The 15,042-nt window shown below is 35.1% G+C and carries 8 protein-coding genes; all 8 read right to left on the bottom strand.

What is annotated here, in order from left to right:
- Positions 1-15 precede the first annotated feature (15 nt).
- On the bottom strand, positions 16-1,746 hold the full coding sequence (locus tag BMY18_RS01680) for an ATP-dependent helicase (protein ID WP_092449926.1): 1,731 nt from the start codon (positions 1,744-1,746) through the stop codon (positions 16-18).
- 9 nt (positions 1,747-1,755) lie between these two features.
- Positions 1,756-3,774: an ATP-dependent nuclease gene (locus tag BMY18_RS01675; RefSeq protein WP_170841247.1), complete on the bottom strand. Its 2,019-nt coding sequence runs from the start codon at positions 3,772-3,774 to the stop codon at positions 1,756-1,758.
- Positions 3,775-3,823: 49 nt separating this feature from the next.
- The gene (locus BMY18_RS01670) at positions 3,824-4,018 is read right to left on the bottom strand and encodes a hypothetical protein (protein ID WP_092449922.1); all 195 of its coding nucleotides are present in this window, start codon (positions 4,016-4,018) and stop codon (positions 3,824-3,826) included.
- 422 nt (positions 4,019-4,440) lie between these two features.
- Complete coding sequence (locus BMY18_RS01665) at positions 4,441-5,331, bottom strand: DUF6674 family protein (protein ID WP_092449919.1); 891 nt, start codon at positions 5,329-5,331, stop codon at positions 4,441-4,443.
- 61 nt (positions 5,332-5,392) lie between these two features.
- Positions 5,393-6,097, bottom strand: coding sequence for a SpoVG family protein (locus BMY18_RS01660; RefSeq protein WP_092449918.1), 705 nt, complete (start codon positions 6,095-6,097; stop codon positions 5,393-5,395).
- A 151-nt stretch (positions 6,098-6,248) separates the two neighbouring features.
- A complete protein-coding gene (locus tag BMY18_RS21850; RefSeq protein ID WP_092449916.1) occupies positions 6,249-13,625 on the bottom strand; it encodes a helicase-related protein in 7,377 nt (2,458 codons plus the stop codon).
- A gap of 33 nt (positions 13,626-13,658) precedes the next feature.
- Complete coding sequence (locus tag BMY18_RS01650; RefSeq protein WP_092449914.1) at positions 13,659-14,030, bottom strand: hypothetical protein; 372 nt, start codon at positions 14,028-14,030, stop codon at positions 13,659-13,661.
- A 34-nt stretch (positions 14,031-14,064) separates the two neighbouring features.
- Complete coding sequence (locus BMY18_RS01645) at positions 14,065-14,976, bottom strand: hypothetical protein (protein ID WP_092449912.1); 912 nt, start codon at positions 14,974-14,976, stop codon at positions 14,065-14,067.
- Positions 14,977-15,042 lie beyond the last annotated feature (66 nt).

Genomic DNA, 15,042 nt, shown 5'->3' with positions numbered 1-15,042 from the left:
ATCTAGAGACCCTCCTTAATTACTATAGTCCCAATGTTCTTTCGGAAATCTTACTAATGATTTATCTTTGATAGTATCTGGAACCGCCAAAACAAATAACTTTTTGGCTCTTGTCGCTGCTACATAAAATGTTCTTATTTCTTCAGTATCAATTTCTTTTTGATTAATCATATTACTTGTCAACTTACCATTCGTACTAATAATTAGCATCACAGCATCAAAAGTACATCCCTTAACTGCATGTATTGTTGCACTCAAATAATCATTTTTATAAGTATCTGCAAAAAAAACTTCTATCGACTGCTCTAAGAAGTCTTTTAAATTATTATCCTGTACTCTGCTCTTCGTTTTTACCTCAACTTTATTCTTGTATTGTATATTATTTTCCAAAATAAAATTATCGACTACACCAATTATAGCCTGTTTCCAGCTTTTGAGAGTAAGTGATGAATCAGGCAAACGTGTAGACAATTTAAACACTAAATAATTCCACTCCTTAATACTATATATTTTCTGAATTTCCTTAAAATCAGTAACATTAACGTCACTTTCAAAAATAATGTAGTATAAGATTTTTTCAATTACTGATACAGTTTTTTCAACATTTTGTATACCTTTGTAATATGTAGCTTGTGCAAGTAGAAAAGTTATTGGTGTTTGCCATAATTCATTAATTTTTGAATAATCTTTTCCATTTAGTCCAGAACGACCACGTACCAATACTGCTACTTTTTCAGGCGTAATATTTATACTTTTTTCTTTGCATAAATCAAGATATTTTTCAATCAATATGTCTTTATTGCCTTTATTATATTTCATTATTATCGGTTTTATTGAACTATCTTTGGTATCGCCTCTAGCAATAGACGTCTCCGATAATGATGCAAAGATTTTAGTTGCATTACAAATATGTTGAGAACATCGAAAATTTTCATTAAGCTCTTTAGAGTTCCAATTTTTGCCATTATACATATTTAAAAATACAGATGGGTCTGCATCTCTCCACTCATATATTGATTGGTCCGGATCTCCAATAAGCATAGCGTTTTTTACACCATGATCAAAAAGTAAATTTAGGAGTTTCATCTGCTCCTCAGATGTATCTTGTGCTTCATCAACAACAATATAAGGGAATCTTTTAGTAATTAACTTTTGAATGTTGGGATATTTTTGAAGTATATCAATTGCTACAATAAGAGCTTCCTTATATGTCGCATATCCCTTAGAATATGTGCTAACTTTAAACTTTACACATGGTTCATTTGTTGTAAATGGACAATCGATAAAATTTTTCTTACTATCATATACACTACCTTCAGTATCTATATAAAAATTCTTTGGGTCACAACCGTTGCTGTAACACTCACCCTTCCAAAAGAATTTGGAATAACGTTCAATAAAATCATCTTCAATAATTGAGGGTCGAGCTGAGCATTTCATGACAGTTTGTCCAAAAGGCATAAAAATATATTGAGAAATAAATGCATCCAAAGTTCCAATAAAATGTGGATAAGGTAGTGTTTTACGCCCGGATATTTCTTGAATTTTTATATCAAGTTCACGCTTTGCTACATTTGTGAATGAAAGAATAGCCATTCCTTTATTTTTGTCTTTCCACAATTTAAAATCATGGGCAACTTTATGGGCAACAACAAATGTTTTACCACTTCCTGGACAGGCTTTTAAAATATTTTTGCCCTGTAAATCAATAATCTCTTTTTGAGAATCAGTTAATTGTTCAAACATTTTTGCCCCCTATTCTATTATAGAGTCAATAGCATCATTAATATATTTAGGCACTATAAATTTCACATCTGTTCTTTCACCACTAGAAATCTTGCTTATTTCATTTGCTAAACGTTGTGCAAAAACACCTTTGCAATCTTGAATTGCAATCCATATTCTTAACGCAATCATTTCCATTGTTTCGTATTTTTTATCTGGTAGCGGATCTCCATTGGTAGGTTTTATTTTATCTTGAATATCTTTAGCAATTGTTGGATGTTCTTTTTCCAATACCTCCAAAAGCAATCTTACATTTTCATCTACTATAGCCAATTCATATTCTAAAGTTTTTTCAGCCAACTTAACACAAATGTTATCTTGATTAAATGTCAAAAGATTTTGTGCTCTATATGATATCGAACCTTGTTTAAGTTTATTTATTAGAGACTCAATGTTCATATTACTATAAACTCTTTCAGCTTTTGTAATACGATAGACATCATCGTTATTTGTACATTTATCATTATCCGATATAATAGAACAGGGAATATTTATGTAATTTTTAACTTCATTCTTAAGAAACAATTTGGCAAATGGTTCAAATGCAACTCCGTTGATATTTACTATCTCAACAGAATATTTGTCAAAAGGCTTACCAAGCAAATTAGCAAATTCATTTAATAAGATAGCTTCACTTATACCTTCAACAAAAACTACCCTTCTCGCAAAAAACATCTGACTTTTTGTAACATCAAGGTATCTCTTTAAATCTAATTTCTCATTATCGTTTAATGCTGTATCTTTTATAGAAACAATATTGCTACTGTCTTGCTTTGAATTCAATATATGTATACTACTAATATCTGCTTTTGCTACTAACGTTGGTGAGTGAGATGTAATAAATAATTGAATATTCGACTTCTCATTGGCTTTTCTAAAAAAACTAAATAGCAAATCTAATAATTGTGGGTGAAGATGTGCTTCTGGCTCTTCAACTAATAGTATAGATATTTCTTCATCAATAGGTTTTTCTTGTAAATCACCTAAGGAAGTTGCCATATGTAATATATTGTTATATCCCAATCCATTTTGGTTTATTGCAGTATTTTGATTTTTCACTAACAATATTAGCTTATTGTACAGTTCTTTCAATTCTTCATATTTTAAAATATTATCTAAACAAATTTCCAAGTGTTTTCTATCCGGTAGAATACTACATATTTTTTTATCTTTTATATCTTCTTTTGTTAATCCTAATTCACGCAATATGACGAGCATGTCCTTTACTGATATCCTTAATAACTTACTATTAACATAATCTATGCGAATTAAAGATGCGATAGCTTCAAATGTTGGGTCTACCAGAGAAACTTGTACTTTTTCTTGCAACTCATCCTTTTCTATATTAAGCAAATTTTTATTTATTATAGATTCAACTGATTTAATGGAATCGTCACTAGTGACAACTTCATTAGCTTTTTGGAATGCTTTTATAATCCTTTCTTTGTCATCACTCGTTTTGGCCACTGAATATAATATATTTGCAAGTTGACCGTTTCTAGAAGGCTTAAGATCACCCTCTGCGTCTCTTAATGCTGCTAAGTATAATAGATTGATATTATCATACATTTCCCTTGGAACATTATTAAATGCAGTTCCTCCCTTAATATCTTCCCGAACTTTAAAAATCCCTTTTTTATCCAGATACAAAGTGTATTCGATATGTAATTCAGCTTTCTTTAAATCTATACCATTTGTTAACATAAAAAATGAGATTGCCTGATCCTCTGTTAGTTCATTAAAAAATACATCAATGTTTATAGAATTTGACTGCTCACCGTATTTATCTACATGGAAATCTGATGCTTTAATAAATATGTTTTTCCTGTATGCACCTGCAGATAGCGCTAATCTTAAAGCATCAATTACTGCGGATTTTCCGGAGTTATTTTCTCCCAATATAATATTAATACCTTTGTTACAGTTTAAAGTAACACCAGATGGGCCAATTGTTCTAAAATTCTGCACCAATATTTTCTCAATATACATAAAATCACCTCTTTCTAAATGCCTATTCTGCTTCATATATAGGAAGTTTTTATTCCTTAATCGTCTTACGCCCTGGCTTAAGTTTTCCGGTACGCGTAGGCTTAACAGCATTTTCGGGTATTGCCCATGTAGTTCCAAATTTTATTGCACCTTTTACTTTACCAGATTTACACAGTATTTGAACCTGCCGTTCTGTTACATCCCAGCAATTAGCAATTTCACTAGCTTTAAGATAGCCCTTCATAAATACACCTCACTAATTTCCAACGATAAGAGTATTTAATCATTATATTCGTTCAAACGAAATTAATCAATTTATTTAATTGGCACTAATAGTGTTTTATGTGTTACAAGTCCATATTCGACAGCAAAGAACTTTTCTGTTTTAAATTCATATGTTCTTTATGCTTTTATATCCCTAAACCAACTTGCATTTAACACACAGCCCCAAAGATTAAAATAACCGTTTCAAACGCTAATTTTATTCAAATCCAAACCATTTTTTACTCTTTATCTTATTCATTAAATAATGTTTTTGTAAATAAATTATAGCGGTTATCCCTATATTTACTCTTAGCCTATATATTTTTTTCATTTATTTATATATGTATTTTTGCATTCTCCCACATTAAGGGCAGTCTGCTATTACACACACTGCCCTTATGGCTATCTTCTCACATCAGCTTTCTTTTGCACCAAATCAACCTTTTGACTAGCAACCTCCTTGTTTCTCATTTCTTTCTGAAATACATCAAACATTTCACTTCCATATTGAGATTCCATATTTTCTGCTACTATTGGAATTACTTCATATGAAATCACTTCTCCATCTACTTTGTTGAGCATATGCTCCTCCATTTTATTAAGCTCAACATCTCTTGACAGATTATCCAGCTTATCAATGACAGCATCTAATCGTAGTTCCATTCCGGTAAAAAACCTTCTTTTACATTCCAAAGGTTTCTTTATTACCTCCGTTTTTAAAAATGATTTTTCTGTCTTCGAATAATCTACTAATCCTTTATCAGCAAAAGTACGAAAAGCATTAGAAACAGATCTCCTTGCTTCCCTAATATCTGCTCCAAAACGATCAATCTTGACAATTGTCTTATCCGTTTCAATACCTGCTTCTCTTACATTCATGCGGAGCTTTTCAAGTTTTTCTTTAACTCCAAAAAACTCTGATATACGATTTAAGGCTTCTTTTCCCTTTGCCTTGACTTCTGTAACAATAGATGTAGCTTTTTCCTTAAATTCCGTCTTTACTTCGAACAACTGCTCTTTCATGCTATTACATAAAGCTTCCATACGTTCTGATGCTTTTGCTAATTGTGCCTTGATAGATTTCATCATCTGTTGTTCCTGCAAATCAGCAAGTTGCTTTTTCACATCATTTAATTCTACTACAACCTGATCCAGCTTTTTCTCAAGTCCATCAACATACGTTGCTGATTCAAAGATGTCATTTGCTTTATCCTTCATCTGATTTTCTTTCAAAAGCCTAATTAGCTCCATTACAATCTCATCTTGCGTCAATGTAGTATTCATTTTCTCCATATAACTTTCCTCCATTCTATATGAGGCGATGCTTTCACACCGCCTAAATCATAAGTATCTTTTAGCGAAATGGTGTCTCTCTATCCGGTTGTCCAACACTCACTGCCACCTTGTCTTGTGCCTGCACCTGTGTGACAGATTCTATCTTATCTTTCGCCTCCTGATAAGACGATATCAATTCCCCGTACAATTTCTCACGAAATTCCTTTGTTACTGGATAACAAACATCCTGATAGACTGACTTTTGATTCTCATCCACCTGTTTTGTACGATAAGATGGCATTGCAACAAATAAACTCTCTTCTTTTCCTTGAAGAATGGACACATTGTTTACAATAAAGCAATCCTCAAAATAAATGCGTGCTAGTCCTCGAATATTACTTCCTTCTCTTTCAAAGGGAGTTACTGAAACTGAAAAACTTGGCATCTCTGTTCCCGCCTGACTCTTCACCTCTTCAGCTTTATCTGCACACTTTGTCTTTTCAAAAGTCACTAAGATATTGTCATAAAGTTCCTCACGAAATTCTTTTGTAATTGGATTACATACATCCTTATATACATTCGCGCCCTTTTCATCTTTATCACTGGATTTGTAGCGCGGCATTGACACAAAAAGTTTCCCCTCGTTACTTTCCAAAATAGCAATATTGGATATTTTAAAGTCATTTCCAATGATTAATGTTGCAAAACCTCTTAGGTGAGATGCATTCTCACCTTGTTGCCTTTCATTTCCCTTAATCTCACTTGCTCTAATTGAATACTTCATAAAGTCCTCTCTTTCTGTATGCTTCTGGCATACGTAAAAATATATTTTTATTAAAAAGGGACTGTCAAAATGACAATCCCAACTACAATAAATATTCCTGCTATAATCTTTAATTTTCCTAATCTAATCACTAAAACGTGATAGAGCATGACTACCTCCTTATATTATCCTGTCCAGTTAAATAGTCATTTCCTCGTTCTGCCACATTACTGTCTGGTACTTCATTACCCTTTGTTTCCACACCATTTAAATCAACGTCTTCCACCTTACTGTTTTCAAGATCCAGCTCTGCATTTAACGCAAACTGCCTTGCCAGTTTCTCTTTAAACTCTGTTTCGTACGAAAATGGCTTTTCATACTCCTGCTTTGACTGTTCCATGTCCCGTTGGTACTGATCTATTTTCTTAATCAGAAATTCTTCATTTTCAGATAACCCATTAAATGTGTTTTCAAGCTTGACCATATTACCAACAGGGCTCGTACTAAGTTCTGCTTTGTACTCAGTCTTGCCTCGAAGAACCATATAATTTACTCCCATATAATTCTTCTCTACAAGCAAATCAAACCCTTTGAATCTGCCAATTGGATAAACATCACCTGTCTTGCATTTACTGATTGCTTCCAGCATTACCGTTCCTCCATCCACTCGTTCTGTAAATTGTGATTGACCAATGGTTATACTAAACTCTGGACTTGCAATTAACTGTTTGTCTCTAGTCATAATATCCTCACGGACACAGGCAAGTTTCTCTTCTGCTGCCTTAATAAGCTTCGGAAAACGCAGCATGAAATTATCCTGCAAACTATATCTCTGACTATCATAAGATGCTTTTAAGAGTTTGAAACGTTGTACATCATTATCTAACTCCATCTTCTCACGGATAAGTGGATTGCCTGTCGCTACAGCTTTAATCTCTGCATAAGAAAGTGTAGCTTCATCAATGTCCTCGCAGGTTCGGGATACCGATTTACTTGTCATTATCTGACTGATAAATCGCTGCTTATTTTCCACTAATGACCAAGAATATGCATCAAAGGTTCCCTTTGTGACATATCTATATACTGCAATTTCTGTGTTCTCATTTCCCTGCCTGATCCCCCTTCCTTCTCTTTGTTCAATACTAGAAGGTTTCCAAGGACAATCTATATGGTGCATAGCTACTAAATGCGTCTGGACATTGACTCCTGTCCCACACTTATCCGTAGAACCAATCAATATTTTCTTCTTTCCCGTCCTCATATCCTTAAATAGTGCATCTCTTTGTGGATCACTTTTCGCATCATGAATAAATGCTATTTCATTCGCTGGAATACCTCTCCTGACTAATTCTGTTTTTACATAGTTGTAAATATCAAATTCTTCTAGCTGTTCCTCTGGTGACCAAGAAGATTTGGGTGTTCCAATATCGGAAAATACAAGCTGACATCCTATTTTATCTTCTCTAATAGCCCTCCTATACTCAAAAGCAATATTATCGACTACATTATTCAGCTTTCCATCCGGATTATTTGGTGCATCTGAATCTAATAATCTTGCATCAGTTCCTAACAGTCTAGCTTCATGTGTAATTTTCAAAAAATTATCTTCGCTTGGATCTACTCCACCATTACGGATACGCTCTGCTCTTACCACGAAATTTTCCATCACCTGCTTTACGTACCAATCCGGTTCACTCTCTACAATGGTATACTTTTCATCTCGAAGTTTTGGCACCTCTAAATCAAGCATATCTGCGGTCTGCACATCGGCTACTTCTCTAAAAATATTCATAAGCTCTGGTAAATTCGTAAACTTATTAAAGCGGCTCTTAAACCGAAACCCGCTTCCTTCAACAGTAAGCTCTAACGCAGTTGTTACTTCACCAAAGTTAGATGCCCAGGAATCAAAATGATAAATACCCATTCTCTCTAAAGCATTCTTTTGCAAATATGATTGCATAACATACATTTCGCACATTGTATTACTAATCGGAGTTCCTGTTGCAAACACGACGCCTCTGCCATCACTGATTTCACTAATATACTGACATTTGAGCTGCATATCCGTAGACTTCTTAGCCCCTGAACTTGAAATACCAGATACATTGTTCATCTTAGAAAAAATAGCAAGATTCTTATACCCATGTGCTTCATCCACCATGATGGAATCGATTCCTAATTCTTCAAAGGTAATCAGATCATCTTTTCTGCTTTCATCAGTAAGAGTTCGTAGCTGCTCTTCTAATTTCTTCTTCATGGATTCCATCTGTTTCACAGTCCATCGCTCACTATTTGCTCGCTTTGCATCTTCAATCGCATATGACATCTCTTCTATCTGCTCATTTATCATACGCTCTTTCCGTTCCGCTGAAATTGGCACCTTCTCAAATTGAGAATGAGACATAATAATACAATCATAATCTCCCGTTGCTATTCTTGAAATAAACTGCTTTCTCTTACTCTTCTCAAAATCCTTTTCTGTTGCTACCAAAATATTAGCAGACGGATAAAGTCTTAAAAACTCTCCAGCAGTTTGTCCTATTAGAGATTTCGGAACCACCATCACTGTCTTATTGGCAAGTCCAAGTCGTTTTTGTTCCATACATGCTGCCATCATTTCAAATGACTTTCCGGCACCAACACAATGCGCCAGTAAGGTATTTCCACCCATTAAAATTCTTGCTACTGCATTTCTTTGATGTGGTTTTAATACAATCTCTGGATTCATACCAGGAAACTGCAAATGAGAACCATCATATTCACGAAGCCTGCTGTTATTGAAGGTTTCATTATAATACTCCACATACTTTGCTCTGCGCTCAGGATCCTTAAAAATCCAATCCTTAAAAGCTTCTTTAATCTGATTCTGTTTCTCCCTTGCAAGCATTGTCTCATTCTTATTCACAACATAATGATATTTCCCATCCCCATCCTCTACACGATCCTTAACTGTTACCGTCTTAAGATTCAAGGTCTGTTCAAAAATAGAATAAGCATCCATGCGGCCAGTACCATAAGTCTTGGTAGCTGCCACAGAATGCTTATCCATTGATTTATTCTCAACAAACCATTCCATTGTATATTTGTTCAAATGAAGCTGAATTCCAGAATTATAATACTGACTTCTGACCGCCCTCGCTCTCCTTGGAGTGTTTAGCAGTTCATAAATAAATTGTTCGTAATCCTCTGATTCAATCCAGGTACTTCCTATTCTTACATCAATCTCAGAAGCATCCAAATTAACTGGTTGTACCTGCTCTAATGCTTTTGCATTTACTCCAAATAATTCCGCATCATTTTCTGCAAATGCTTTTGCTATTCGAAATTTATCCCTTACATTTCCTGATAAATATTCATCAGCACTCTCCCACCCTACATTCAAGTTATTCTCATTATAAGCCATAGGATTTAGATAGATAATGTCTTTTAATTCTTCTATCATAATTCCTCGTTCAAGCTCTGCTCTTGCGTGCTCTGATAAGCTACTTCCTTCCGGAAGTTCAGCCATCGCTTTTGAAACATCTGGATGATAGATACTAAGCATAAAAGGAATATTTACACTTCCATATTCATTCATGGAAACATTTAATGCTTCCACCGCTGTCTCTACTCTTTCAATCTGCACCTTCGGCTTAATAGTCTGTTTGTAAAACATATCTGCTTTCTTTACAATTCCGCCTTCATCAATTACCTCCAAGGAACAAAGTAGCGGATAATCCGCATCATTACGAAAGGCTCTACTATTTTCTCTTTCCGCAATATAACCGTATTTCTTAGCAAATACATCATACCTTTCATTCAAGACTTTCTGCTTTCCAGATAATTCTTCCTCACTACACCCCTGCGTCTGTATCTCTATTAGTTCTCTGGTTACTGCTCGAATATTATCCATAGCCTTAATACGTTCTTCCACGTTTGCACTCACCTCCTTACGGTACATCTGAGAATTTTCTCTGAAATAAAGTTTCCCATCCATAAAGGTATAAGTGAAATTTCTAACTTCGGGATTTGCCGGAATAATATCTTCCTGTTGGTCATCCATATTTTCTAATAGTTCTAACTCTGGAATCGTGGCAGTAAGTTTTTTCACAGCACGCTGTAACGCCTCATATAGATTAAAGTTATCGTCATGGTTAACACAGGCTGTATACTTACTTCCCTCGCCAAACATGCGGTTATCGTATTCCATTGCTCCAAGCATCATATCAGGATGCTCTACAAAATAAGAATTTATTGCAATCCCATTCTCCGTATAACCCAAATGCACCCAATCCGGTTCTACAGACATTGTTCTTTCTCTCTTTTGAAGGAAAAGAATATCTGCTGTAACATCAGTACCTGCATTATCATGAAATGCTGTATTAGGAAGTCGAATAGCACCGATGAGTTCCGCTCTTTCTGCAAGATATTTTCTAACAGTAGGATTACTTTTATCAAGTGTTCCTTTCGTCGTAATGAATGCAACAATACCGCCGGGTCTTACCTGATCGATTGCCTTTGCTATAAAGTAATCATGAATACGAAAATTATGCTTATTATACTTTGGATCATATAGCTTGTAATCACCAAAAGGTACATTACCAATTGCCACATCAAAGAAGTTTTCAGGATAGGTAGTCTTTTCAAAGCCGTTAATACTAATATTGGCTTTTTGATATAACTGCTTTGCAATTCTACCTGAAATACTATCTACCTCGACTCCATATAAATTGCATCCCTGCAATGGTGTTGGTAGACTTCCAAAGAAATTCCCAATACCCATAGATGGTTCTAAAACATTTCCATTTCGGAATCCAAAATTAATTAAAGCTTGATTCATACAGCTTGCAATCGCAGGTGTTGTATAAAAAGCATTATTAACCGTCGCTCTAGCAGCTATATATTCATCTTCTGAAAGCAGGTTCCTAAGTTCTATAAATTCATGACTCCACGCACTGTCTTCTTTGTTAAATACCTGAGCCAAACCGCCCCACCCAACGAACTTAGCCATTACCTGTTGTTCTTTCGGTGTTGCAAGTCTTCCTTCCTCCTCAACTACACGTAAAGTACGTATTGCATCAATATTCCATTTGTATCTAGTCTTTGCCCCACCAGTTTCAACTTCCCATAAATTAAAATGGAAATTACGTTTCTGTTGCTTTGGTGCATTAACAGTAGCTGTTCTACGTTCAAAATCCTGATATATGGAATTCTTCTTATCATAGGGCGTATCACTCCATAGCTGATTGAATCTATCTTCCTGTTCTTTCCCCACAAAGCTTCCAGTTTTAATTAGATATACACAGACCTCATAAATCTGTTCAAAAGTCACATCTGATTTATGTCGTTCTCCATCACTTCCTTTATAATTAACCATAACACCCATCTGGCTCTGATTGTATTCAATCAATCCGTACGCATTATTAGAATACGCTTGGGAGTATTCTTTTCCACTATGGTTAATTGTTCTGTTAACAAAACTAATCTTATCAGGTGGTAACAAACTACTTTCATATATTACTTTAAGAAAAGGCTGATATGGTTTTATAGAAGAACATTCCGTAACATAAATCTCAATTGCTTGTCGAAGTTCTCCGTCCATAAATTCTACTTGTCTTAATGACTCCAGAAATTCAGATTTAGAATTAATAACACTTCCATCTACATCTATCACTTCTCCATGCAGTAAATCATCATACGCTGTATTTTCTGCTTCTATTTCTGCTCTATATTCAGCCTCTGTAACTAACCTATCTTCCTCTGCAAGTTCTTCATCAGACATCCCTTGCATTTCATCAAGCTCATCTGGTATTGAAAAATCATCAAGCACTTGTTCCGCATCTGACATTTCAATGGCATCCTCATTAATGTTGAGATCTTCTCTATCTCCATCCATCGATATTTCATCAATACTTGTTCGTGTTTGTATATACTCTCCGGTTAGAATTAATACACCAATTTCGATCTCTATTGATGACCAACTAACATAGCCTTCTTTCTCGCCTTCTGTATCTTTCCATTGAAAGCGAAGTCCATTGGATTTGAAAGAATCATAGCCATGAAGACCATAACCATCAATTGGCCATCCGGCACCGCCAAGACCATATTCCTTCTTTATTAGTTTGGTTCGTTCCGATGCTTCCATAACATTCTGATAAATATCACAAACACGTTTCTTGCCACCTTCAAACCCAGTGCCACGTTTTACAACATCAACGATATATTCATGTGGTACTACAAGTTCTTTCTTTGGCTGCATATATGTGAACTTAGAAGCTGATGTTTTTTCCATTGAAACGTCAAAAAAGGAAGCCTGATGATATTCGGCTTCCCTTGATTGTCCTAATGAATTTATTTCATCTAATTCTTTATTCAGTTCATTATCTTGTGCTTCTTCTTGTGGAACTTCAGATGCATTTTCTAATGAAAACGCATTACTATCTGATTCAGAACGATTTCCTCTGCCTGCATCTTCGCCTGTTCCCTTATCTTCCACATCTCCATGGTTGAATTGGGATCTACTGGTTTGTTCTTCTTTAGGTAACTCTCCATCAGTGTATCTAACAACTGGTTCGCTTCCTCGTCCACTTCGTGCATCTTCTGTGCTAGTTTCCCGAAGCGGTAAAGTGTCTTGTATCTGCTTACCTCGTTCTCCTTTAGATAATTCAGTGCCATCATTCCGTATTTGCCTAGATTCAGAAGATTTTTCTCTTCCTCCTGTGGTAATACTAGATTCGGGTACAATAGTCCGTCCACTTCCGTGTACGTTAATGTCACTTCTGCCATATGCTATTCTCCTTTCCGCAGAAATATCCTTCTGCTGTTCAATTGTTTTTAGATTTTTGCTAAACTCTCTAAGAACACTACAGGAGACATCGCATACAAGAGAACCAAGGCGGTAAACCACTTCTTCATCCGAAAAGTTTACAATCTGACTAAAATCCTGTTCTTCGCTGGATAAGTCAAACCCACATCTTGTACCTACTGCATACATGATGCTTTTATACACCATCTGCTCTACAGTAAGCTCTTGCGTTTCTTCATTAAAATCCTTAATCACACTACCTGTTAGTTGCATAATTTCTGTCATTCGTTCATCGAATTCCTCTTTTATTATACCTCGAACGTCAGTTTGTGTAAAGAGTTTTAGCTGTTCTTTCAAATATTCCTGTTCTGTGCCTTCAAGCTGAATAATGCGTCCTTTTGATGCCAGATAATTCATGTAATCTAACAAATTATTCTCATCTAAATTCCATGTTAATTGCCTATTCCTTCCACCCGTATCTGATATATCAAAGACATGTCTCATATATGGTTTCAAGGCTCTTGATGGAAATATTGCTATTCCCTTACTTCCTTGTTTTACGAAACGGTCAACCTTTTTCCAAGTATCAAAATCAGCCACTAAGGTTGCTTGGGGACGTTGTGCATACACCATAAGAATATTATCAAACTCATAACGATATAACTGCCCAATCATATGACATACATCTCGCCATTTTGCTTCATTCGTAGTGACATCTTTTATCATCACATCATAAAGCTGTTGCACTTGATTATCTACTCTCATAAACTGCTCCTTTCCTGATTGTATTTCCAATCACTACACAAGCTTAGGGCTAAACATACTCTTAAAAAGTTTATATTCTTCGTTATCAAGAGGTACAGAAAACTCCATATCAAGACCTTTTTCATTGGTCTTATCTTCCTTTGCTTTAATCTTCTTAACCAATCTGAGCAATATATAATTTTCTCTAGAAAGACCAATGCTTTGCTTAAAAGACAGTTCATCTTTTTCAAGCATTTCCTGCTTTTCCATAATTTTAGCTGCTAAAGTCTGATTAACTTCTGTTGCTTCTTCAATTCCAATAATTACAGTAGCCTTTGTTGCTCCACTTCTATCCCATTCCTTGTGAAGTTCATTTATTAAAAACTCCATATCCTTCATTAAATCATTACCTGCTAATTTACTCATATTAAAATCCTCCATCTTCTTATTGTTAGTTTCTCTATCGTGCCATGTCCCTACTGGTTTCTGGTATCCCAAGGAAATTACGGTCATACATACCAGCATTCATATTTTTCTGAAAGACTTCCTCGCGACCAGTCTGAAACACTTCATAAATACTGTTTTGTGCTGTTTCCTTTACAGCTGTTTCAAGCAAAGGACTATCTATGATCTTTCGATAAAAGTGAAATTTATCTTCCAGTTCATTTCTAAAATCCTGTAAAGAAATCACTTCTTTTACTTCTCCATACTTATCTCTAATCTCTCTAAAATCTATTGTTGACGGTGTTTTACTATAATAAATGCCATGATCCCATTCAATTCCATACACCATGCTATTGGTAGTTGGCATATCGCCTTTAGGATGTCGAACATAAAAATTCACACCTATTGCAACTATAAACTCGCCATTACGCTCATTCATCAACATCAGGTTTCTTGCCGCCAGTTTCTCAAGCACTCTATAATCTGAACCATTAAAATTGTGAAGAATTTCGCCCTGTTCAAAGGTTTTTATTACCGCTTCATAGGTGTATTGAATTCCTGATCCTTTTCCATCCGTTGTTATTCCTATCCCTTTGAGAATCTCTAGACTAGCTGCACTGCATCTTTTTTCATCAAATTCCCAAGTATTGTCTGGATCATTAAAGTATCCATATAGAAATTTACGAAGTTGTTCTTCTCCATTACAATAGCGAGCAGATATTGATTTATTTGAAGTGAAATATAATTCTGCCCAGTGCTCGGCATCTTTCCAACTTTCACATAAATCTATCATTGCATCCACTGTCTCTGATGGTGAAGCATATAACGTTGACACTACGGATTCTTTGTAATCCTCAATTGTTAGAAGAAAATTAATTTCTCTTCCCTTCCAGTTCTCTGTAACTAATATCATATTATTTAGTTCCATACATAGCCTCCAATCTAATAGAGGGCAAAACCTATTGGCTCTGCCCTGTTATTCATATATATTTTA

Source organism: [Clostridium] fimetarium (assembly GCF_900111235.1).
Taxonomy (GTDB): domain Bacteria; phylum Bacillota; class Clostridia; order Lachnospirales; family Lachnospiraceae; genus Clostridium_N; species Clostridium_N fimetarium.
This window is presented reverse-complemented; position numbering and strand designations above follow the sequence as displayed.